This window comes from Candidatus Endomicrobiellum agilis (genome assembly GCF_020328115.1).
GTDB classification, from domain to species: Bacteria; Elusimicrobiota; Endomicrobiia; order Endomicrobiales; family Endomicrobiaceae; genus Endomicrobiellum; species Endomicrobiellum agilis.
Genome location: NZ_JAIXMW010000002.1, coordinates 199567 through 222868 on the forward strand (window position 1 = coordinate 199567; position 23302 = coordinate 222868).

At 37.1% G+C, this 23302-nt stretch carries 20 protein-coding genes; all 20 read left to right on the forward strand.

What is annotated here, in order from left to right; genetic code table 11:
• Window positions 1-161 precede the first annotated feature (161 nt).
• The 20 genes from purQ (at window position 162) to LE179_RS02335 (ending at window position 22223) form a co-directional block, all read left to right on the forward strand.
• Window positions 162-947 (forward strand): phosphoribosylformylglycinamidine synthase I, encoded by a 786-nt coding sequence (purQ, locus tag LE179_RS02240; protein WP_374128747.1) that lies wholly within the window; start codon window positions 162-164, stop codon window positions 945-947.
• Between the two features lie 550 nt (window positions 948-1497).
• Entirely contained in the window at window positions 1498-3228 is a 1731-nt protein-coding gene (locus LE179_RS02245; RefSeq protein ID WP_374128748.1) for an LTA synthase family protein, read from the forward strand.
• Between the two features lie 385 nt (window positions 3229-3613).
• Window positions 3614-4894 (forward strand): phosphoribosylamine--glycine ligase, encoded by a 1281-nt coding sequence (purD, locus tag LE179_RS02250; protein ID WP_374128749.1) that lies wholly within the window; start codon window positions 3614-3616, stop codon window positions 4892-4894.
• Window positions 4878-5411 carry a 5-(carboxyamino)imidazole ribonucleotide mutase gene (gene purE, locus LE179_RS02255; protein ID WP_374128750.1) on the forward strand — a complete coding sequence of 178 codons (534 nt, stop codon included), beginning with the start codon at window positions 4878-4880 and terminating at the stop codon, window positions 5409-5411. Before purD ends, purE begins: the two co-directional genes overlap by 17 nt.
• A gap of 1 nt (window position 5412) precedes the next feature.
• Window positions 5413-5946, forward strand: coding sequence for a bifunctional pyr operon transcriptional regulator/uracil phosphoribosyltransferase PyrR (pyrR, locus tag LE179_RS02260; protein ID WP_374128751.1), 534 nt, complete (start codon window positions 5413-5415; stop codon window positions 5944-5946).
• 22 nt (window positions 5947-5968) lie between these two features.
• On the forward strand, window positions 5969-6907 hold the full coding sequence (locus LE179_RS02265; protein WP_374128752.1) for an aspartate carbamoyltransferase catalytic subunit: 939 nt from the start codon (window positions 5969-5971) through the stop codon (window positions 6905-6907).
• Complete coding sequence (locus tag LE179_RS02270; RefSeq protein WP_374128753.1) at window positions 6891-8159, forward strand: dihydroorotase; 1269 nt, start codon at window positions 6891-6893, stop codon at window positions 8157-8159. The genes LE179_RS02265 and LE179_RS02270 overlap by 17 nt, the downstream gene beginning before the upstream one ends.
• 212 nt (window positions 8160-8371) lie before the next feature.
• Window positions 8372-9232, forward strand: a complete 861-nt coding sequence (locus LE179_RS02275) for a dihydroorotate dehydrogenase electron transfer subunit (RefSeq protein WP_374128754.1) — start codon at window positions 8372-8374, stop codon at window positions 9230-9232.
• 18 nt (window positions 9233-9250) lie between these two features.
• A complete protein-coding gene (locus LE179_RS02280) occupies window positions 9251-9391 on the forward strand; it encodes a hypothetical protein (RefSeq protein WP_374128755.1) in 141 nt (46 codons plus the stop codon).
• Between the two features lie 482 nt (window positions 9392-9873).
• Window positions 9874-10632, forward strand: coding sequence for a hypothetical protein (locus LE179_RS02285; protein ID WP_374128788.1), 759 nt, complete (start codon window positions 9874-9876; stop codon window positions 10630-10632).
• Window positions 10625-11485 carry a site-specific DNA-methyltransferase gene (locus LE179_RS02290; RefSeq protein WP_374128756.1) on the forward strand — a complete coding sequence of 287 codons (861 nt, stop codon included), beginning with the start codon at window positions 10625-10627 and terminating at the stop codon, window positions 11483-11485. Before LE179_RS02285 ends, LE179_RS02290 begins: the two co-directional genes overlap by 8 nt.
• 15 nt (window positions 11486-11500) lie before the next feature.
• Window positions 11501-12412: a dihydroorotate dehydrogenase gene (locus tag LE179_RS02295; protein WP_374128757.1), complete on the forward strand. Its 912-nt coding sequence runs from the start codon at window positions 11501-11503 to the stop codon at window positions 12410-12412.
• 209 nt (window positions 12413-12621) lie between these two features.
• Window positions 12622-13278, forward strand: coding sequence for an orotidine-5'-phosphate decarboxylase (pyrF, locus tag LE179_RS02300; protein WP_374128758.1), 657 nt, complete (start codon window positions 12622-12624; stop codon window positions 13276-13278).
• A complete protein-coding gene (locus tag LE179_RS02305) occupies window positions 13275-13970 on the forward strand; it encodes a LysE family translocator (protein ID WP_374128759.1) in 696 nt (231 codons plus the stop codon). Before pyrF ends, LE179_RS02305 begins: the two co-directional genes overlap by 4 nt.
• Window positions 13919-14494, forward strand: coding sequence for an orotate phosphoribosyltransferase (gene pyrE / locus LE179_RS02310; RefSeq protein WP_374128760.1), 576 nt, complete (start codon window positions 13919-13921; stop codon window positions 14492-14494). The genes LE179_RS02305 and pyrE overlap by 52 nt, the downstream gene beginning before the upstream one ends.
• 286 nt (window positions 14495-14780) lie before the next feature.
• On the forward strand, window positions 14781-15743 hold the full coding sequence (gene purM / locus LE179_RS02315; RefSeq protein ID WP_374128761.1) for a phosphoribosylformylglycinamidine cyclo-ligase: 963 nt from the start codon (window positions 14781-14783) through the stop codon (window positions 15741-15743).
• A 699-nt stretch (window positions 15744-16442) separates the two neighbouring features.
• The gene (purN, locus tag LE179_RS02320; protein ID WP_374128762.1) at window positions 16443-17036 is read left to right on the forward strand and encodes a phosphoribosylglycinamide formyltransferase; all 594 of its coding nucleotides are present in this window, start codon (window positions 16443-16445) and stop codon (window positions 17034-17036) included.
• 189 nt (window positions 17037-17225) lie between these two features.
• Entirely contained in the window at window positions 17226-18521 is a 1296-nt protein-coding gene (purB, locus tag LE179_RS02325) for an adenylosuccinate lyase (protein ID WP_374128763.1), read from the forward strand.
• 16 nt (window positions 18522-18537) lie between these two features.
• Window positions 18538-18831, forward strand: coding sequence for a hypothetical protein (locus LE179_RS02330; protein ID WP_374128764.1), 294 nt, complete (start codon window positions 18538-18540; stop codon window positions 18829-18831).
• 2159 nt (window positions 18832-20990) lie between these two features.
• Complete coding sequence (locus LE179_RS02335; protein WP_374128765.1) at window positions 20991-22223, forward strand: amino acid permease; 1233 nt, start codon at window positions 20991-20993, stop codon at window positions 22221-22223.
• Window positions 22224-23302 lie beyond the last annotated feature (1079 nt).

A 23302-nucleotide genomic window follows, 5' to 3' on the forward strand; every position in this document is an offset into this window, starting at 1 on the left:
CGGATATCGCCGCAAGTATAGAAGCCTCAAGAGGCAAGATGTAGTTTATCAGAGGATTCGTGGCGGCAACGGGACTCTCTTGTTATTTCTCTCTCGAGGGCAGAAGGATAACTCGGCAAATAACGCGTATTGGGAATATTTAATTTATATCAGGGTAAAATATGAAAAAGGTCAAGGTGCTAATTTTAAGAACTGCGGGTACAAATTGTGATTGTGAAACGCAGGCTGCTTTTGAATTGTCCGGAGCTGTTGCTGAGCGCATACATATTAACGCTCTTATTGAAAAAAAAGATAAAATTCTTGAATATGATATTTTGGCTTTTCCCGGCGGATTTTCTTACGGCGACGATATAGCGTCTGGCAAAATACTATCAAACGAGATCAAAAATAAACTTGGCGATAAAATTAAAAAGTTTGCCTTAAGCGGCAGACCGATTATCGGAATATGCAACGGTTTTCAGGTTTTGGTTAAGATGGGATTACTTCCTGATCCTGAAATTTTTGAACAGATTTCTACACTTTCTTATAATGACTCGGATAAATTTGAATGCCGATGGGTTTATTTAAAAACTGAAAAGAAAATTCAAAATGAATCTAATTGTATTTGGACAAACAATCTGCCTGACGTCATCAGTCTGCCTGTGGCTCATGGCGAGGGAAAGTTTATTCCAAACGATGAGAAACTTTTATACAGTTTAAATAAAAACAACCAAATTGTTTTTAGGTACTCTTCAAAAGATGGTGGCAAACCGGAATATCCTTTAGATCCTAACGGTTCTGTAGAGCAGATAGCCGGAATATGCAATACGAAGGGAAACGTTTTCGGACTCATGCCTCATCCGGAGAGATATGTTTTTGCTTTACAGCATCCTGCCAGAAAGAGCATTAGCGGCGAATACGGTTGGGGAAAAATCATTTTCCAAAACGCCGTTGATTTTGTGAAATAGTAAAAAATATCGTCAATAAATCGACTCTTCTCATTATTAAATTGCAAACATAAGCAGATTTACTGTTCTATAGTATTTGCCGTACGTATGCCGCGATCAGGAAATGTGCGTAAAAAGTCGGGGCTGTAGAACTGCGTTTATATATTTGCGGAAATATGTATTAGATGAATAATGCTATTAAAGCAGCCAACAGAGCCAACAGTTTTATTACAATAATAAAAAATTTAAAATATGCGGATGACAAAACTGCAGCGCCGCGGCAGACTTTTGAAAATTCAAATTGAAAAAATGTTTGATTCTTTATATGAATAAAATAAAAAAAATCTTTTTAAGGCAGTACTATCGAGATATAAACCTTAAAGTACGCATATCGTTGTTTTATTTTTTATCGTCTATAATAATATTTTCTTTATTTCGTTTGTTGTTTCGTGTCGTATATTCTGATACTTTTTCCGGACTATCTCTGCAGGATACAATCGCATCGTTTTTTTATGGACTGCGTTTTGATATTTCAGTAATAAGCATGTTTTTGGGAGCTTTTATTATTTTTTTGTTTATTCCTTTGATGAATTTAATTCTGGTTACGCAAAAATCTGCTAAATTTTTTAAAATTTGTACTTTATTGATGAGTTTTTCCGTAACCGCGATGATACTTGTTTTAAGTGGCGACTTTTTTTATTTTCCTGAAGTTAACCGCCATATGACGGAAGAAATTATTACAGCGCTTGGAGATAAAAAATTCATTATTAAATATTCTTTACAATATTATTGGTGGGTTTTATTTTTGGTCTTCTCTATTGTTGTACTTGGAACTGTAAAAATTTTTAGATACATCGATAGAAAATTTAATCCGCAGCCTGTAAGTTTGCTAAAAAGTATTATTGTTTTTCTGAGTGTTATTTGTTTTGTTGCTGTAGGTATAAGAGGGGGGCTTTCCAGGGGGAGACCTGTAAACTTAGATAATGCTTACGGTCTGATAAAAAATCTTAAAAGCGTACAACTCATTTTAAACGGGGCATTTACACAGATTCACACTTTGAAATATAAAACCGATGCATCGATAAATAAGTACCCTCAGGGTGAGGCAATTGAAAATGTCCAAAAGCTTCTTTTAAGCGACAGAGAATTCATGCCTGACAAAAAGAATTATCCTTTAATGCGCCAAATTAAAAATCCGGTAAAGGTAAAAAACTACAATATTTTTATAGTGTTACTTGAAAGCTGGACTCCGCGCTATATTGATTCTTTTGGCGATGAAAATTACGGCGTTACTCCAAACTTTGATGAAATAGTCAAGAATGGGGTAGTTTTTACCAATGCTTATGCTGCCGGAACGAGAAGCCTATTTGGAATATCGGCGTCTTTTTTAGGTATTCCTCTGATGCCGGGAGCAGTTGACAGGCTTAACAGATTTGGACTCATGAGCAATATATCGTTAATGTCTGAGGTATTCAACGAAAGAGGATATTGTACGATGTTTATGCAGTCAGCGATGAGAAATTCATTCCGCCTTTGTGCCTTTTCGAAAAATGTACTGCGGTTCCAAGAAAGTTATGGTAAAGAAGATATGCCTCGTTTGATGGATTATATGTATAATCTAGACTGTGGATACGATTATGATTTGTTTGATTTTGCCGCCAAAAAAGCCGGGAATAATTGGAGGCAAGGTCGTCCTTTCTTTATTTTTTCATTTACCGGTACCACGCATGCAGGCTTTGTTCCTACGGTAAAAAAATTTGATAAATATCCTTCCAATAACAGTCGCAACAAATATCTTAATACTTTGTACTATTCGGACTATTCTATAGGACATCTTATGGATATAGCAAAAAAAGAAGGATGGTTTGACAATACGATATTTATTTTTATTGCAGATCATGTTGTGGGATATTTCCGCAGAAATGACAGTGTCGGAGAAAGATTTAGGATTCCTTTTGTGATTTATGCCCCCAAAATATTAAAACCTCAAAAAATTGACTATATCGTTTCGCAGGCGGATTTGCTGCCTACAATATATCACCTTATGGGAGTTCAAAAACCCTTTTCAGCGCTTGGGACGAACGCATTAGATAAACAGGCGCGTCATTTTGCTTTAATAAATGATGGAACAGACATAATTTTTGTTGAAAAAAACAATTACGTGAAACACAACCGTTCAATGCTGACGGGAGCTTCGCTTGACGAAAACGGCAGTGAATTTAAACGCTTGCGGGAGACACTGCTTTCTCTTGACAAAGCTTTAACCTCTTTATTACAGAGTAATAAATGGTATAAAAATTAACAAAAACAACCCTTTTTTATATGTCATTTCTGAGAAAATTGCCAATAATCTTATTATTTTGTAAAATTAGTAAATTAATCAGAAGTAAAATTTTGTGTAAGAAAAGATAATGACAGCGCTTTCTGCTTGTTAAAAACTAAACTATAGAACTGAAAGTTATTTATGTAGAAGTTTTGCCGGATATAACTGTATAATCAAAAAAAACGTGTCGCAATATGCGTTTTAAATTCTTGAAAATAAAATCGAAAATAAAAGATGCGTTATTTAGACAAAATTGTAAAATGGGGATAAATGCGTTTATTTTTGCTGACGGTGGAATTTTTCGGTAGATATATTTCCAATGCGGACGCGGACTGTCAGATAAAATTTTTAATTCGGAGATTAAATGAAAGTATTAGTTGTAGGATCCGGTGGACGAGAACATGCGATATGTAGTCAGTTTTCAAAAAGCCCTAAAATAGACAAGATATATTGCGCTCCGGGCAACGGAGGCATATCTCAGGTTGCGGAGATCACAGATATTTCCGCAAGCGACTTTAATAAACTTACCGATTTTGTCAAAAAAAATAAAATAGATTTTACGTTTGTCGGTCCTGAAACTCCGCTGTCTTCGGGAATAGTTGATTATTTTGAAGCTGAAGGTTTAAAGATAATCGGACCGTCAAGAAATGCTGCCAGACTTGAATCAAGCAAAATATATTCAAAAGAATTTATGCGCAAATACGACATTCCTACAGCGCATTATAATAGTTTTACAGATATTAATGATGCTCTGAAATTTTTGGAAAGCTGGGAAGAAAATAAAAAAGTTGTAGTCAAAGCCGACGGACTTGCTGCCGGGAAGGGCGTTTATATGTGTAACGGCAGAAGAGACGCTCAGAATGCCGTTAAACAGATGATGAATGATAGAGTTTTAGGCGATGCCGGGACAAGCGTAATTATAGAGGAAAATATAGACGGTCCCGAGCTTTCATACCTAATATTTACCGACGGCATATCCTATTCAGTTATGCCTGCTTCGCAGGATCATAAGAGGATAAACGACAATGATCAAGGTCCAAATACCGGCGGTATGGGAGCATATGCGCCTGCTCCTTTGGCAACGGACGAATTGAATAAAAAAGTTGAAGACATAATTCGTAAAGTTATAAACGGCATAAAAGTTGAAAAACTTGATTACAAAGGCGTTTTATATGTCGGCATAATTGTGAACGATTCTTCTCCTTATGTTTTAGAGTTTAACTGCCGTTTTGGCGATCCGGAAACGCAGGCGGTTTTACCCTTGCTTAATACGGATTTAACTGATGTTTGCAGCGCAATTTTAAATAGGAAACTTTCAAGCGTAAGGATTAATTGGAAAAGAGAATTTTCAGTGTGCGTAGTGCTTGCTTCGGGAGGATATCCAGGAAATTTTAAAAAAGGTTTTGAAATCAAGGGAATCGAAAATATTAATGATGAAAACACTGTGGTGTTTCACGCCGGAACAAAGCTTGAAAACGGTAAATTTATTACTTCCGGGGGCAGGGTTTTAGGAATTACTTCAACGGCAGCAGATGTGAAAAGTGCGATAAATAAGGTGTATTCAAGCGTTAAACTGGTATCTTTTAAAGAGATGTACTACAGAAAAGATATAGCGTGGAGAGCTTTAAATGGTAAACAGAACTGACGTAGCAATCATAGTAGGCTCGGGATCAGATTTACTTGTGGTAAACGGAACCGTTAAAACTTTGAAGAAGTTCGAATTATCGCATAGTTTAAATATTGCTTCAGCTCACCGGACTTCCCAGTATTTAAAGAAGTGCATTCAGGACGCGGAAAGTTCAGGCGTAAAGGTTTTTATAGCTGCAGCGGGAATGGCTGCAGCGCTTCCCGGAGTTATTGCTTCTGAAACCGTTCTTCCCGTGATAGGCGTTCCAGTTGATGGTAGAAATCTTTCGAGCTTCGATTCTTTATTTTCAATAGTTCAAATGCCTAAAGGCGTGCCTGTTGCAACGGTTGCGGTAGGGAGCGCGGGAGCTGTAAATGCTGCGATATTAGCTGTTCAGATTATAGCTGTCGGAGACGAGAGTTTAAAAGAAAAACTTAAAGCTTACAGGACTAAAATTGCAGAAGCTGTTGTCAAAGAAGATTTGAAACTCCAGAAAAGCGGAATAGAGAAATATGTTGAAAGGTTAAGCAAATAAAATGCCAGACATTATACTTGATACTAAAGCATTTCAGAGTGCGGTAAGTAAGATCTCAAAAGAAATTTCTAATGATAATAAAAATATCCGCGAAACCGCTGTTGTCGGAATACAAAATAAGGGCGTGTTTTTGGCAAAAAGAATTCTTGCCGGGATTGCAAAACTTGCCGAAGTCGATATATCTCAAATTCCTTTCGGAACTTTGGACGTTACGCTTTACAGAGACGATCTTGATAATTTCGATTCAAAAATGCCTGTTATAAAAGATACTGTGATACCTTTTGATATGAGTCGGAAAAATATAATTTTAGTTGACGATGTTCTTTGTACCGGGAGAACGGTTAGAGCGGCTTTGGACGTTCTAATGAATTTTGGCAGGCCTAAATCCATTCAACTTGCAGTTTTGGTTGACAGAGGATTTCGGGAGCTTCCCATAGAAGCAAGATATATAGGAATAAAATATCAGAGCAGAGCATTAATAAGAATTAAATGTAAGGAAACGGACGGAGTGGATAGAGTTACATTTATAAAATAACGATGTTATAGAGGAACAGAGAATGTCTCTCAACCGTAAAGACCTGCTTGGTCTCGAACATCTGGATAAAAAGGACTTACAGACGGTTTTAGATTCTGTAAAGCCTTTTAAAAGTCTTTTTACAAGGTCTGTTAAAAAGGCTCCGACGTTAATCGGTAAGACAGTGGCAACGCTTTTTTATGAACCTTCCACCCGCACAAGAAACTCATTTGAAATTGCCGCAAAAAGACTTTCTGCCGATGTGATAAATGTTACTGTGAATGCCTCGAGTGTTGTTAAAGGCGAAAGTCTTGTAGATACCGGCAAAACCCTTGAAGCGATGAAAGCGGATTATCTAATCATCAGACATTCTCTGGCGGGAGCGCCCGATATACTTGCAAGAAATCTCAATGCGTCCGTAATAAATGCAGGTGACGGTTTTCACGAGCATCCTACGCAGGGTCTCCTTGATTTGTATACGATGTATGAAAAGAAGAAAAAAATTGATGGATTAAAGGTATTGCTTGTAGGTGATATTTTGCATTCAAGGGTGGCAAAGTCGAACATTTGGGCGCTGACAAAGATGGGAGCAGAAGTTGCGGTGGCAGGACCGCCGACTTTGATTCCTCCCAATATTGAGGATTTAGGCGTAAAAGTGTATTACGATTTAGACGAGGCTGTTAAAAAAGTTGATGTTGTAAATATTTTGAGAATACAGCTTGAACGCCAGCAGGAAAATTTATTTCCATCGGTCCATGAATACGTTGAACTTTATCAACTGACAAAAGAAAGGCTTGCTATGGCGAAGCCTGAAGTTTTGATTATGCATCCCGGTCCTATGAACAGAGGTATAGAAATATCTTCCGATGTTGCCGACAGTCCCAATGCTGTAATTAACGAGCAGGTTACAAACGGAATAGCGGTGAGGATGGCGGTTTTATATCTTTTAAAACCAAAGAGGAAAGATGCGTCTTCAAATTAAAAATATTGAAATAGTCGATCCGCTCCAGAAGAAGGATTCTACCGGCGACATTTTTATTGAAAATGGCAGAATTGTGTCAAAATTTTTAAATAATGCTGATAAGGTTGTTGACGGTAAAGGAAAAATTGCCGTTCCGGGACTTATTGATGTTCATTCTCATCTTAGAGAACCGGGCGAGGAAGGAAAAGAAACCATTTATACGGGGACGCGTGCGGCTGCAAAAGGCGGGATAACGACAGTTTTTTGTATGCCTAATACCAAGCCTGTTATTGATAATGCTCCGACTGTTGAGTTTGTTCTTCTCAAAGCTCAAAAAGAGGGTCTTGTAAATGTTTTCCCCATAGGTTGCGCTACTAAAGGATCGCATGGCGCGGAACTTTCTGAAGTGGGAGTCCTTAAAAAAGCTGGGATTGTTGCGGTGAGCGACGACGGTCTTCCGATATCAAATTCGCAAATTATGCGCCGTACTTTGGAATATACAAAAATGTTTAAACTTCCCGTTATTTCACACAGCGAAGATAAAGAGTTGAGTAAAAACGGTGTGATGAACGAAGGAAAAAATTCTATGGTTCTGGGTTTGAGAGGTATTCCAAAACAGTCCGAAGAAGTTATGGTAAGCCGCGATATAATGCTTGCAGAACTCACGGGCGGCTATCTGCATGTTGCGCATGTTTCTACTGCGGGTTCAGTTGATTTGGTGAGGCAGGCGAAGAGAAAAGGCATAAAGGTTACTGCGGAAACCTGTCCGCACTATTTTACTTTGACTGATGACGTTGTAAGAGTTTATAATGCGAATACGAAAATGAATCCTCCTTTGAGAGAACAAGAGGATATCGATGCCATAAAACAAGGTCTTGCAGACGGAACAATAGATTGTATAGCGACAGACCATGCTCCGCATATGCAGGAAGAAAAAAATAGGGAGTTTGATCTGGCTCCGTTTGGGATTATAGGTTTTGAAACGATTTTAAGTCTTATTTTAAATGAGCTAGTTGATACTGGTGTTTTAAGTCTTTCCGAAGCAATATCAAAAATGACTTCCAATCCTGCAAAAATTTTTAACCTTGAAGGAAGAGGCACTCTCAAAGAAGGAAGTGTTGCCGATATTACTATAATCGATCCGAAATATTCTTATGAATTTAAAAAAGAAAATATAATTTCAAAGAGTAAGAATTCGCCTTTTATCGGAAGACAGTTTAAAGGCGGTGCAGTTATGACGATAGTGGCGGGAAATATAGTCTGGCAAGTCTAGCCGCATTGTTTTTTTGTATTTCAATGAAAATTATATCCTTTGCTTAAGTGTTTTATCGGGGATTAATCGCTTCTTTATTTATGTTTGCGTTTAAACGCAAGGTATTTTAGTAATTTTTAATTTGTTTTGGAATCTTTTATTATATTGTTATTTTTTTTCCTTTCTTCCTTTTCGCTGATGGCGAGGATAGAAGCGGGACGGATGAGGGCATAATGTGTACGCTGAAAAGATTCGATAAGAGTTGTAAAATAATTTCTAATAGAGAAGTATGTACTGGTTATTTTGAGTTAAAAGTTAAAGCGGACGACGTTTCTAAGTATTGTTCTCCCGGACAGTTTTTTATGATTAGTATTGCGAACGTTTTTTTGCGCCGCCCTCTGAGTGTTCACGATGTCAAAAGAGATACTATAAGTTTTTTATATGGCGTTGTTGGCAAAGGCACAAAAATTCTGTCTGAAATGGGACGTACCTCTAAATCGGTTTTTTCTCGCGGAGGCGGTTGTAACGAGATTAAAATGCTCGGTCCTCTTGGCAGAGGATACAATTTAACTCCCGGCGTATCTTCAATGTTTTTTCCACAAGCTTCTCTCTCCCTATCCAAAAAATGGTCGGCAGGGATTAAAGATATTAGCTTCAATCCTGTTATTGTCGCAGGTGGCACGGGAATAGCGTCAGTCTATTTTCTTGCTGCTAAATTAAAGAAAAAAGGGATTTTATATTACGGATCTCGTTCAAAAAAAGATTTGTTGTGTCTTGACAAATTTAAAAGAATAGGCTGGAAAGTTGTCGTTTCTACGGAAGACGGTTCAGAAGGATATAAAGGTTATATCACTGATATGCTGTCAAAAAATTTAAAAGACGGCGATGTGCTGTTTGCATGCGGACCCACCCCTATGCTTAAAAAGGTTTTGCAGATTGCTAAAGAAAAGAGTCTAAAAGGTTTTGTCTCTCTTGAAGAAAAAATGGCGTGCGGCATAGGGAACTGTCAGGGCTGTGCCGTGAAAATAGACGGGAAAAGTAAAATGGTTTGTAAGGACGGTCCCATTTTTGAGATTGAAGGTTTGGAATTGTAAAATACTGATATCGAAGTTATGAAGCCTCATAAGTGCGGTTTGACAGAATTTATTGCGAATTTAAACAGTCGCTTGATTGACGATAAATTGGAATTTCAAAAAAATGAACCTATAGAAGAAAAAGAAGAGATTTTCTGCCGTAAATGCGGGAAAAAATAAGAGCTGAGCTGTAATGGTTGCAATAAAAGAATATTATTCAGAAAAAAGTTTTGCGTTATACAACTCTCAAAAGAAAAAAAGAAGATTGATAAGTATCTCAAAAAAATGTTATCGTCTGAAACCAATTTTAAAATGTACAACGTTTATCGAGGTAGTGAGAAAAATAGAATAATAAATTGAAAAACATATTTTTTCTTTTATGTTTACCGGCTGCGGGAAGAGAGAAAAGTCCGTTGTCGTTGACGTACTTGAAGGTACTAAAGACAAGGAGATTGAACAGCGACTTTCTGTCCCTGTGTTAGAGAGTACCCAAGCTTTAACTTGATAAAAGTTACTTTGCTTTTAATAATTCTGTCGTCTTTGGCGGTGCATTTGTATAAATTATATCAGCGTCAGCAAGTAGAAAAAAAGCGTAAACTAATGTATCTTCATCCTCTCGAAAAGCCGATTGATATTGAGCGGGTAAGTGTTATCATTCAAATATTGAATTTGACAATAAATTAGTAAAAACTGTTGTTGGAAAGTGTAATTCAAATACAAATCCATATGATATGACGAAGATAGATGATATATCTAAATTACCAGAAACTGTTATTAAAGCTGACTATTTTATAGTCCATTTAGGGAATGGAAAGCATAAGTTTGTAAAAGGCATAGATAAAGGATACCACACTTTTGAAAAGATGGATGATAGTGAAGTCATTGAATGGCAATATAGACCAAGTATTTTGAATGATTTTTCTGTATCAGAAGCTAGTATTTTATCCCTTGCAAATAATCAGAAAATTCTGCATGACTTTCTATACCGATATCAAAATTATGATATTGGTATTCCTAAAATGTATAGCAGCGAAAGAAAAAGAGGTGTTTCCTTCGAATATTTTGCGGGCAATGAAAAATTGAGTTTTGAAAATCTACAAATAGAAATAGATTTAACTCTTGAAAATGCTGGATATGTTACTGTTTTTGAGGGCAAAAATTCTAAATTAAATCGATGGACGGAAAATTTCAACATTTATCAATTATATAATCCTTTCAGATATTATTACAATCTGAAACAGAATAATAAATTAGGTATTGAAAAATTGACAGCATGTTACCTTATTAGGCAGAAAAACAAAGGTAATTCTATAATAAGATTGTATAATTATACATTTGAAAATCCGTTGGATATAACAAGTGTAAAGTTGCTGAAAAAGAGAGAATATCATTTAAAAAAGAAAGAATTTGAAGATGAATGAAATTATAAACAAGATATTCAATGAAGATGTTTTGTCAACATTAAAGAGAATTCCTGATAATTCAATCGATATGGTATATGGCGATCCTGATTATAATGTAGGTATTAATTATAACGGGAAAAAATATACTCAAAGATGGGATAAATATATAAATTGGTATATAGGACTGGCTAGTGAATGCATGAGAGTTTTAAAGCCTGAGGGTAACTTATTTATGATGAACTATCCCAAACAGAATGCCTATTTGAGGGTGAAATACTTAGATGACAAAGCTTACAATGTTTTTGATTATGTTTGGGTTTATAATACTAATATAGGACATTCTTATAAAAAATTTACGACAGCGCACAGATCAATACTGCATGCAACGAAGTCAAAAGATAATAATTTTTATAAAGACCAAGTTGTTGTTTCTTATCAAAATCCAGCAGATAAAAGAATTCAGCAGCGAATGGCGAAGGGTTCAAGCGGTCGGATGCCGTATTCTTGGTGGTATTACGATTTAGTAAAAAATGTATCTAAAGATAAAACTTTTCATTCTTGCCAAATTCCGTTAAGATTGGTAGAAATGCTGATAAAGTCTTCAACAAAAAAAAATGATTTGGTGCAGATATTGTTTGGAGGATCTGGTTCTGAACTTGTTTTGTGTAAAGAATTGGGAAGAAATTTTATTTCGAGCGAACTGCACAAACCCTATTATGACATGGTAATTAACAGACTGAATGGTAACGGAGCAATTAAAGAGGACTATAAATTGAAATTTAGAAATAATAGAGCTAATTATGACGCGCAACCTGTCCTTTTTGAGTCTGAAGTGAAATATGAAACAAGAGAAAAATATGTTTCTAAATAAAATAATTGGAGTAAAATGATACCGAACTTAAGCGTAAATTTTGCAGGAATTAAATTGAAAAATCCCGTGCTTACGGCATCTGGTACCTTTGGTTATGGCTATGAACTTGCAGATTTAATTCCTTTGGAAAAACTTGGCGGTATTGTAACAAAAACTATTACTTTGGAACCTCGCGCCGGAAATTTGCAGCCGAGAATTGCCGAAGTCGCTTCCGGAATGTTAAATACTATTGGATTACAAAATATCGGTGTTAAGGCTTTCGTTGAAGAACCGCTTGAGAAATTAAATAAAATCGGCGTGCCTGTAGTAGTAAGTGTTGCAGGGGCTGCAGTGAGCGAATATGTTGAAACGGTGAAAATACTTGACAGACAAAACGGCATATCGGCTATAGAACTTAATTTATCCTGCCCTAATCTTAAGAAGAAGATAATCTGCCATGATTTGCTTTTAATGCAAGATGTGATAAGAGGCGTAAAGAAAGTATCAAAAATTCCCGTTATTGCTAAACTTTCCCCGCTTGTAACTGATATTTCTGAGCTTGCGCTAACGGCGCAGAATGCTGGTGCTGACGGAGTGACGCTTGCGAATACTTATCCGGCAATGGCTATAGATATCCGGACTTTTAAACCTAAACTCTCTACGGTAAAAGGCGGTATGTCAGGCGCTTGTGTAAAGCCTATGTCGGTGCGTTGCGTTTATGATGCTTATCAAAGCGTAAAAATACCAATTATAGGTTGCGGCGGCATAATGACGGGAGAAGATGCCGTTGAATTTATTCTTGCTGGGGCGACGGTTGTTAGCGTTGGAAGTTCAAGTTTGGTTTCTCCCGGAAATTTAATAAAAGTTATCGATGAAATTGAGAGTATATTGAGAGGAAAAAATATCAAATCGATAAGAGAAGTGATCGGCAGTGTCAATACTGTTTAAAATGACGCAGGTTTTTATTGCGGTTTGTCGTTCTAAAAGATGGAGCGCTTTATTTGCAAAATCTTAGAGGATTAGGGAAAATAATGAGAATATTAGATTTTTAAAAGCTTTGTCCTTTCAAGATGAAAATGACAGAAAATAAGGAAAATAAAAAAGCTGAAACTGTCTGTGAACTTGTTTTGACAGCAAACGTTATATCAGGAAGATGAATGAATAAAATTATTTTAGCACTAGATGTCTGCGATTTTAAAGAAGCTGAAAAACTTGTAAAAGAAACGTCTCCTTATGTCGATGTTTACAAAGTAGGACCGATATTATTTCTGCGGTCCGGTAGAGAAATAATAAAAATGATAAAAGACAACGGAAAAGAAGTATTTTTGGATTTGAAGTTTCACGATATACCTGCTACCGTAAAGCGTTCCGTTGAGTCTGCAAACGAACTCGGCGTTTTCAGCTTGACTGTTCATTCAGTCGGCGGGGAAGAGATGCTCAAGGCTGCCGCTTCCGTTAAGAACAGGCCTAAAATATGGGCGGTAACGGTTTTGACAAGCCAGATTACGGTTCCTGAAGAAGTTATAAAAAGAGCTAGGCTTGCGAAAGCTTGCGAAACCGACGGCGTAATAGCGTCGCCGCTTGAAGCAGCGCTTATAAAAAAAGAATGCGGAAAGGAATTTAGCGTCATAGCTCCCGGTATTAGGCTTGCGGAAGCTGTTGATGATCAAAAAAGAGTGGCGACTCCGGAAGTTGCAATTCAAGAAGGCGCGGACTTTATAGTTGTCGGAAGACCTATATTGAAAGCTGCAAGTCCTTATAAAGTTGTGAAAAGTATTTATGAGAGTATAATAAAGGTTAAAGTGGTTTTATGAATTATTCTACAGGAAAGACTAATAAGTTGTTGCTTGAAGGGTTAAAAATAGGATTTTTGTTACAGGTAGGCAGTATCGGTCCTATTTGTATGCTGGTTTTTCGATTGTCGTTATCTCTGCCGATTAGCAAACTGCTTATAGGCGTCGTAGGCATAACGCTTTCAGATATTATATACACGTTTTTAGCTGTTCTTTCAATATCCGTTGTCATGAAAAAAATACAGCAATATCAGCGGGTTTTTGATATTATTGTCGGTATTATATTAGTGATATTTGGAGTACTGTTTATAAAGACGGGGAACGCTGTCAATGCCAATACTTTTCAAGATCATGATATATTCTTATGGCTATTTGGACTGAATATGGCAAATCCCATTACAATTTTGTTTATTGCGGGAGTCTTTTCGCTTGAAATAAGCAAACGCAATATGCAGTTGAAAGACGCAAGTGTTTTTGCGTTTGGCTTTTTGTTGACTACGCCTATATTTATGATTTTTATAATTATCATTGGCAGACTTGTAGGCACATTTTTGCCGAGTTTTATTGTGCAGGCGCTGAATGTTATAATGGGGATTGTTTTGATAATTTTGGGCGCGAAAAGTATATTTAAAAAGTCAAAGTTTGTTGAAGGAGGTAAAAAATGCGACAAGGAGAACTTAAAGGACTGTTCGAAAAAAACGGAGCTCTTTTAAGCGGGCATTTTAAACTTTCAAGCGGACTTCATTCCGACACGTATTTTCAGGCGGCTTTGATTTTGCAATATCCTATAGAAGCTGCGCGGCTTGCTGAAGAACTTGCGAAGAGAATCGAAGAAAATAATATAAAGACTGACGTTGTCGTATCTCCTGCGCTAGGCGGCGTTATTATAGGGCACGAAATGGGAAGGGCGTTAAATGCGCGTGCAATATTTACCGAGAGAGTTGATGGTAAAGTCAGCTTGAGAAGAGGTTTTTCAATAAATAAAGGCGAGAAAGTTCTAGTGGTTGAAGACGTTATAACAACGGGGCTTTCTACAAAAGAAGTTATAGATTCCCTTAAACCCGTAGGCGCTGAAGTAGTTGCTGTTGTGTCGCTTGTTGACAGAAGCGCGGGAAAAGTTGATTTTGGAGTTCCGAGATTTTCTCTTTTAAGTCTTGAAGTGAAAAGTTTTAAAGAAGATGAATGTCCGATATGTAAGGCAGGCAGCATCGCGGTGAAACCCGGCAGCAGAAAATAACGTTTAAAAATATGATTTAGACATCGCCGCAATCAGACGTTATATTATTTAAAATAATAGTGTATGTTGGAGAGCTTTTTAAAATAAACGCTGTAATAGACAGCTATATAACAGGTGTCAATATTGGTGTTGGAAATTAAACTTGTGAAGAATATTAAAAATAATAAATTTAAATATTATTTTTGAAAAAAGCGATTTATCTCTTTTCTAAAACGGCAAAAAAGTTTTACTGGGAGAGGATATATTGAAGTGAAAACACGATGGACAAAGCAAAAAGAGGGATAAGATGGCAGTAACTTATAAAAAAGCGGGCGTCAATATCGATGCCGGAAATGAGCTTGTAGAAAGACTTAAAAAGAAACTCCCCGGAATAGGCGGGTTCGGCGGGTTATTTCCCATTGCCGGAACAAAATATAATCTTGTGAGTTCAACAGATGGAGTCGGCACAAAACTGAAACTTGCGTTTCTGCTGAACAAGCATGATACGGTGGGAATAGATTTAGTTGCGATGAATGTCAATGATTTAATATGCGCAGGGGCGAAACCTCTTTTCTTTCTAGACTATTTTGCCTGTGGCAAACTCAATGTAGGTCAGGCGGAACAGGTTATTAAAGGCATAGCTAAAGGATGTGAATTGTCAGGATCGCGGCTTATAGGCGGCGAGACTGCCGAAATGCCCGGCTTTTATAAAAATGGCGAGTACGATTTAGCGGGTTTTTCAGTGGGTATAATTGAAAAAGGCAAAGAAATAAACGGAAGTAAGATAAACTCCGGCGATGTTATAGTAGGACTGCCGTCAAGCGGTCCGCATTCAAACGGTTATTCTCTTATAAGAAAAGTTTTTTCGGACGGCGAATTAAAAAAGTATTCAAAACAACTGCTTGCTCCTACAAAGATTTATGTTAAAGAAATCCTTGCGGCTATTGCAAAATTTAATTTGAAGAAACAGAATATAGTCGGTATTGCTCATATTACAGGCGGAAGTTTTTACGATAAAATAGAAAGGATTTTGCCTCAGAATATCAGGGCTGTTATTGAGAAAAGTTCTTGGAAAGTTCCTGAAATTTTTAAGATTGTGCAGGAAAAAGGCAATGTGCCGGAAAAAGATATTTACAGAACGCTCAATATGGGAATAGGCATGATTTTAATTGTGCGCCCTAAAATTGCTTTGCAGGTAAAAGAGTTTTTTAAAAGCGCAAAAAAAATAGGTTATGTTGAAGAGGGCGAAAGAGGCGTTGAACTTATATAGTGACCGTTTTCAGAAATATTGATTGAGAAATAGCTGCTGATATTCCTCCGCCCTGCCGCTTCTGAGAAAAGGATGCATCGGCGAGGTCTCTGCGGCAAAAAGAAATTCTGCTCAAAACTTGTTCCTGAGCGGCACAGTATGCGCGTATAAGGCATATTTTACAGAGAATGCCGGCATTTTTAAAACGTGCTGCTATAAGAAAAGAGAGATGATTTATAATTTGCCTTTTCATGCGGTGTTTTAATGCGTTAAAAGAGTTGAAAAATATATAGCTGCGGTACGGATTTTACCGATGGCATAAAACGCAAAAGAAGGATAGCGAATTTTCTTGAGTAAGCCCCGCAGGAATTTGAAACGGCTAATCTTTTGCTGTTGACTGTTATAGAATGTGGCAGAGGCATTGTTAGCAGATTGTATAAATGCGTTTCTAATAGTTTTAAAATGCGAAAAAATAAAGTTGAAGAGAGTATCTCTGGACTTTAACGAGAAGCGTAGATAAAACAAAGAAAGAGACATTATGAAAATTTATTGTCTTTTTTTTATATAAATTTATGAGAGCAGATTATTTTCCGCTGATTATATTTTTATGTATGAGAGTATTAACTTTGTCCCTATAGTCGCCGTCTGGTTTGCTTATCTGAATCTAGTTTAAAATGTGAGATTTTCAAGTGGAGATATAAAAAAAACAGAGGTTAGATTGTGAAACGTCTTGCGGTTTTAGTTTCCGGATCCGGTTCAAATATGCAGTCCATAGCGGATTCTGTAAACAGAGGAATATTGAAAGGACTTGTCGAAATTGTTTTGGTTATTTCAAATAATCCCGGCGCTTATGCTCTTGAGCGGGCGAGAAATGAGAATATAAAAGCTGTTTGCATAGAAAGAAAGAGTTTTGAAGATGAGATATCTTTTAACGGTGCGATATTAAGAGAGCTGCGGAATGCAGAGACAGATATTGTCTGTCTTGCAGGTTATATGAGAATGATTGGACGGGAAATAATACGCGCTTACCGCGGCAGAATGTTAAATATACATCCCGCTCTTCTGCCGAAATTTGGCGGAAAGGGAATGTATGGTCGCCATGTCCACGAAGCCGTTGTAAAATCCGGAGAAACAAAATCTGGAGCGACGGTGCATTTTGTAGAGGAAGAATATGATACCGGAAAAATAATTATACAGCGGGAAGTTGAAGTGTTTGCAAGCGATACCCCGCAAGATATTTCAAAAAGAGTTTTAGCTGTGGAACACCGGATATATCCGGAAGCAATAAAAAAAGTTATTGAAGGTAAAGTTTAAAAGAAAGATTGACAATTTTAATAAAGACATAGCGGATTCTCTTTCTCTCAAATCCGAGATGGCAAGTTTGAGTTTTCTGCTGTTGCTTTAAGCTTGAGTCAGAGTTTGTTGCTGAGATTTCTATTATCTATTTATTATAGTGTATTTGAGATTAAGACAAACTAGATAAAAAGTACAAGAGGTTGGCAAATGATACAGCGTTATACAAAGCCTGAAATGGCTGCTGTTTGGTCAGATGAAAACAGATTTAAAAAAATGCTCGATGTTGAAATTTTCGCTGCCGAAGCTATGTCCGAACTTGGGACAGTTCCCAAAGAAGTTGTGGAGATAATAAGGAAAAAGGCGAAAATTAACGTTGAAAGAATTAATGAAATCGAACTTACCGTTAAGCATGACGTAATATCTTTTCTGACGGCGGTTGTTGAAACTACAGGTCCTGAGGGCAGATTTTTGCATTTGGGCATGACTTCTTCCGATGTTTTGGATACCGCTACCGGAGCGCAATTGAGACAAGCGGCAAAGTTGCTTATTGGCGAAACAAAGAAGCTGGCTGTTATATTATCCGGTCTGGCAAAGAAGTATAAAATGACTCCGGTAATGGGGAGAACGCACGGCGTTCATGCAGAACCTACGACGTTCGGTTTGAAAGTGGCTTCATGGTACTGTGAAATCATGAGATCTTTAGACAGACTCAATTTTGCCCTTGAAACTGTAAGCTATGGAAAGATTTCTGGCGCCGTAGGCACTATGGCTCATTTAGATCCGAAAGTTGAAAAATATGTGTGTGAAAAAATGGATTTAAAACCGGAGTCTGTATCGACGCAGATTGTTCCGCGCGACAGACACTCAATTTATTTATCGATGCTTGCTCATTCGGGCGCGTCTCTCGAAAGAATTGCGACGGAAATAAGACACTTACAGAGAACTGAGGTCGCAGAAGCCGAAGAGCCTTTTACAAAAGGACAAAAAGGTTCGTCTGCAATGCCTCACAAGCGGAATCCGATAATTTCTGAAAATGTATGCGGGCTTGCAAGACTTCTCAGAGGCTATGCCGCAACCGCGATGGAAAATATTGCGCTATGGCATGAACGCGATATAAGCCATTCTTCTACAGAGAGAATTATGCTTCCCGACGCTTCTATAGTTTTGCACTATATGCTTGTAAGAATGCAGACTTTGTTGTCGGGGCTTAATGTTTATCCTGAAAATATGCAGATAAATTTGGATAAGACAAAAGACGTTATTTTCTCCGGAACATTGCTGCTTTCTCTTGTAGATAAAGGACTGTCAAGAGAAGCCGCTTATACCTTGATTCAGGTCGCGGCTTTTGACGCTAGAGAAAGCAGAATATCTTTGGAAGAAGCGTGTTTAAAAAACCCCGATATAAAAGAATACTTAACCGCGGAAGAAATAAAGAAAAATTGTAATGTCGAGTCACAATTTAAAAATGTTGATTATATTTTTAAACGGACGTTTGATGAATAAAAATGTGTTTTAAGTAATGATAAGAACGAACGGACTGAGTCTTGCTGGTTTCAAAGCGGGCGAGAAAACGCCGGACGGAAAGAATGAAGGTGTTTATAAACCTCAGAGTGAGGAAGTTTTGAGAAAGAAGTATAATAAAAATATTAAAGTTCTTTTTCAGCTCTCTCTTCTTCCTGTTATCGCTGAGAAGCCGATAACCGTGACAATAAAAGGAAAATTTTCCCCCGAGAAAAAAGTCGGCAGTATTCTTTATTTCAAAAACCGAACAGAGTTGAAGTTGTGTATTCGAGCGTTGTCGCAAATTTCTTAATTATCTAATTTGAGAGGCAATATCCTCAACATAGTTAGCCAAACTAATCACCGAACCAGAATTATAGTCCAAAGACATAATCTGAAATACAATAACATCAATGTGGGATTTATGAAAATCGCACGTTTCTGGGAAATGTTTCTTTAAAAAAGTAAGTAATCCGTAATAGGTGACAATCTTTCAAAGACGTTGCAAGCAAGTCAAGCGAATAAATTAAATAAATCTCTCGATTTATTACATAATTGAAAATCATAAAATGCTTTAAAAACAGGTTTTGTCAAAAAAGGAAAGTCGGAAAAATCATAAAAATCTTTTCTCCAAAGGAAACACACGATAGAAATCGGGTTTATAAGATTTTAAATCAATTTTTGCCTTTGCGTAAGTTTCAATCTTCTCAAAAGTTTTTAAGCCTTTGAACAATAGTTCATATTATCAAATGAAGAAAATGAGGTAAAATTACCAGAATTTCCAACCATTGGCATAGTAATTGAGAGCTTAATAGCGGTAAATGTGGAAATATCTGAATGAACAGTCGTGGTTTGGAGCGGCTTGCAGCGCGAAGAGCAAAATTGCTTGTCATCGTTTTGTAAAGAAGAACACAATACTTGAACGTTTATAATCGCCGTTGCCTTTATTTATATTACAAATAATATGATAAGCATGAATAAAGAGGAAAAACGAAGAAAGTAATAGCGGTATGTTTGATAGTGCCAGTTGTTGCAGTCTTCGGCAAAAAACGTCGATAAATAACAATAACTGCCAGAGGGAGCAAATAGCGACGGGTTTGGCGTGCGTATGGCAGCAAAATGGAATGAGGCTAATTTTTTGTATGCATGGTGGAACGTCTGCGCCCGCACTGCTAAGATAGTGCCGTTAATATTGTTTGTTGCGCAGACGGATATATGACAAAACAAATGGTGAGAGAAAAGAAGAAAAAGCAGACCTAGCGAGGTGCGTAGGTAGTATCAATGCGATGTAAGCAAAAACGGACGACATGAACTCTAAAAGTCAAAACGGTGATATGGATATACTTGGAAGGATTAATCTGAACATTGTTAATATGTATGAAAATATGAAAAAGAGTTAAACAAGTTAGCAAATATCGGTGTTCCGCACAATTGATGAGAATGCAGGGCAAAGAACCAGAAAAAGATGAAGCGGCGGATGTAAGATTTTTGCTTATTTCCGGCGCAGCGCCGTCTCACGCCAAGAAAAGTTTAATAGCGGATTCTTTGAATCTGAACATTGGCTAAAAAAAGAGAGTAAAATGAAAAAATTAACATGTCTTATAGCGGCAATGATTTTTAGTCGTATCAATGACGGAAGCAGATGCCGGCAGCTGACAGATAATTAAAGGATTTGGCATGCTGATATTTGGCTGGCCGGTCCGGCGCAGCGTTAACCGCCGTAAGAGTTAGCGGACTGTAGCGGGAACCCAGAGATAGCGGTGAGATAGATATCATGGTCATCTCTAAGTAGCGCTTGTAATTAGTACTTGAGCGACCGAAACGTCCAAGTAAAAAGGCGCTCAAGCTTTTATATAAACATGATGTCGAGCTAGAATTAAACAGCTGTTATATATGTTAAATTGCATAAAATTTGGAAGACTGTCGAGTGTTAACTTGGCAAGTCCGTGAAACTTGAAAATGTGAGACTTTATGTAGAGCCGCTTTCTGTCTAAGCGCAAGGAGCTGTTATTTCCTAACTCACTTCAGAGGTGTCCCAAAAATATTTTTATTGATGCTCGCGGTCTGCATTGTCTCCGACTACTTTCACCTAAATAACGCCGAGAGAACAATGAAATACATAAAGAAACTGCCGCGATAGCCGCCGCTCAAACGGTAGAAATTATCCTGAATAGGTTTGAACCTTGAGGAACCGTTCGTTTTCCCATTTTTTTACGAGCGCTTTGTTTTCTTTGAAACTTTTAACTGCGCTTTAAATGAGGGCGTTAAAATTTCTGTTTATTTTCTGCTGGATTTTGTTTATTTGTTAATATTTTACAGCGAGTGCTGTTTGCGCGTGCATAGAATTGACAAAATAAACAAAAGTTATTATATATATAATTGATAAACGCTAGGTAAATTGGCAAGCAAGTAAAGGCGCTGAAAGTTAATAAATTGGCGTTTTTGCTTTTTTTTAAAGGAGAACAATTAAAAGTGAACAATTTTGATAGAGGGTGGGTTTTGACGTGTTTTGGCACTGCTGTCGGAGCAGGTATGTTGTATTTACCGACTCAAGTCGGACCGGGCGGTATTTGGTCTGTTATACTTTTGACGCTAATAATTTTCCCAGTCACTTACGTTTCGCACATAGGCGTAACTAGAATAATTGCTTCTTGCCCTAAAGCGACAGATTTTGTCGGAGCGATAGAACATGACTTAGGCCGCACGGTAGGATTTACTATTTCCATTCTTTACTTTTTATCAATTGTCACTGCCTGCATCGGGTATTCCACAGGTTTAACTAACATTATAAATTCGTTTTTAGTTAATCAATTGCACTTCGCTGAAGTGTCAAGACCTTTGCTGACGTTCATAGTTCTCCTATGCATGACTATGATGTTGCTCGGGAGCGCGAGAGTTATGGTTATTATTACGTCCGCTGCGACTTTTCCTTTGATAATTCTGTTGTTTTTTGTTTCTGTATATTTGATTCCGCATTGGAATTTGTCATCTTTTTACGAACCGTTTACTATGAAAAATTTCTTAAAATATACTTTTCTGCTTTTGCCGCTTTTAGTTTTTGCGATGAATTTTTCGCCGGTTTGCTCTTCGCTAGCCTCGTTTTACAGGAAAGAATACAAGAGCATAGACGAAGCAGTCGGGCATACGGATACTGTAATTAAATGGACATCTATTCTTTTGTTGATTTTTGTTATGTTTTTTTTACTTTCTGTTTGTTTTGCCAGCACGCCTGAAATGCTGCTTGACGCTTACAGGACTAATAAAGACGCGCTGACAACGCTCTCTTTGGCTTATAATAGTCCTATTTTGCAATATGTTTTTCCGCTTGTTGCATTTCTTGCGATAGCAAGTTCATATTTTGGACATTTTGAAGGAACTAGAGACGGTTTAAACGGCATTATTATCCAGCTTATTGCTTGGAAAAACCCTGCGCTTAAGGATAAATTGAATCTTAGTAAAATGAAAATGTTTAGCACTGTAGCGTTATTTGCCATGATATGGTTTTTATCGGTTTGTAATCTTTCAATTCTGACTATACTCGGGGCTTTATCTGGTCCTGTCGTTGCTATTTATGCATATTTGATGCCTGTTGTGATGATGAAACGCATTCCAAGATTGCGTATATATCGTTCAAAGTGGGCGGCTTTTGTCTTTGTTATGGGCATATGCGTTATTGTTGGATACTATGTCGGAAAGATCATGTAAATTGTCATAGCGCGCTGATGCCTCAAAAGAGTGAGCGAAAAACATAAGCATTAAACAAAAGAAAGAATAAAAAAGTTAAAATATTATTGACATGCGGCGTCAAAGCAACTCAAGCCTTGAAAACTGGAAATTTACGGCAATGAAGCATTCTATAGGATAGCCGAGACGAGTCATTTCTTATATGATAGTTAGTTTGACAATTTGGCTGGCGGCAGTTTTTGTAACTTTTTACGCGATATCTAAAAGCTATACCCTAGACTTGCTTATTAATGAGGAGAACAGCGGCTTCGCTATAGGTTATCATGAGAGCGGAGGACGATGGCTTCTCTGCAAATTATTGCTATAAGCGGATTGGCGAATAAAGGAACATACGGATAAAAAGTAAAATAAGGACGATGAAAAAGCAATTATAAAAATATTGCGATTTTTATAGACATTCAATAACTGTTAAAAACCTATAAAATAACTGGCGTAACGCTGTTGAAGAGAAAAGCATATAGGGAATACATTAGGGCGCTAACTGTTTTACTTTGACAATATTTATATTGCTTGTTGAAGCGATTATCATCATCTATAAAAAAATTATAAAAGAAAAATAACTGTAAGAAAGCGACGTAATATCGTTGAATGCGTCATGCCAAGTTCCGCAAAAGGTTTCGCAAAAGAGAAAAAAGAGGATTTTGCTTCTTATTTCGCTGTCTAAAACACAATCTCTGACCGGACTGCATACGTATTAAAAGACATTCTTGTTTTATATTAATTGGTTTTTTTACAGCGGATATAAAAGGTAAGAACCTATAGAGGAAAAAATTAATAGCATATATATGAATTTGTGCTTTTTGACAAGCTGTGAAACGCGGACAAGAATATACAACGCCTGCAACCAATATATATAAGTGATACGACAACAAAAAAGCAGAAGCCGCTCCCATAAAATATTCTTTTTTAACGAAGGCATTGCCTTATACTGACATTGCTTTCACTGAAATTTTGCCAGCCCGTGAGCATATTGGCTTCGTATGCAGTCTTTGCAGCTAGAAGATAATAGCGATTTGCTTAAACAATACAAAGATTATAAT

Coding starts and splice junctions, on each gene's coding strand:
- purQ (WP_374128747.1), top strand. CDS start 162: ATGAAAAAGGTCAAGGTGCTAATTTTAAGAACTGCGGGTACAAATTGT.
- purD (WP_374128749.1), top strand. CDS start 3,614: ATGAAAGTATTAGTTGTAGGATCCGGTGGACGAGAACATGCGATATGT.
- purE (WP_374128750.1), top strand. CDS start 4,878: ATGGTAAACAGAACTGACGTAGCAATCATAGTAGGCTCGGGATCAGAT.
- pyrR (WP_374128751.1), top strand. CDS start 5,413: ATGCCAGACATTATACTTGATACTAAAGCATTTCAGAGTGCGGTAAGT.
- LE179_RS02265 (WP_374128752.1), top strand. CDS start 5,969: ATGTCTCTCAACCGTAAAGACCTGCTTGGTCTCGAACATCTGGATAAA.
- LE179_RS02270 (WP_374128753.1), top strand. CDS start 6,891: ATGCGTCTTCAAATTAAAAATATTGAAATAGTCGATCCGCTCCAGAAG.
- LE179_RS02275 (WP_374128754.1), top strand. CDS start 8,372: ATGTGTACGCTGAAAAGATTCGATAAGAGTTGTAAAATAATTTCTAAT.
- LE179_RS02280 (WP_374128755.1), top strand. CDS start 9,251: ATGAAGCCTCATAAGTGCGGTTTGACAGAATTTATTGCGAATTTAAAC.
- LE179_RS02290 (WP_374128756.1), top strand. CDS start 10,625: ATGAATGAAATTATAAACAAGATATTCAATGAAGATGTTTTGTCAACA.
- LE179_RS02295 (WP_374128757.1), top strand. CDS start 11,501: ATGATACCGAACTTAAGCGTAAATTTTGCAGGAATTAAATTGAAAAAT.
- pyrF (WP_374128758.1), top strand. CDS start 12,622: ATGAATAAAATTATTTTAGCACTAGATGTCTGCGATTTTAAAGAAGCT.
- LE179_RS02305 (WP_374128759.1), top strand. CDS start 13,275: ATGAATTATTCTACAGGAAAGACTAATAAGTTGTTGCTTGAAGGGTTA.
- pyrE (WP_374128760.1), top strand. CDS start 13,919: ATGCGACAAGGAGAACTTAAAGGACTGTTCGAAAAAAACGGAGCTCTT.
- purM (WP_374128761.1), top strand. CDS start 14,781: ATGGCAGTAACTTATAAAAAAGCGGGCGTCAATATCGATGCCGGAAAT.
- purB (WP_374128763.1), top strand. CDS start 17,226: ATGATACAGCGTTATACAAAGCCTGAAATGGCTGCTGTTTGGTCAGAT.
- LE179_RS02330 (WP_374128764.1), top strand. CDS start 18,538: ATGATAAGAACGAACGGACTGAGTCTTGCTGGTTTCAAAGCGGGCGAG.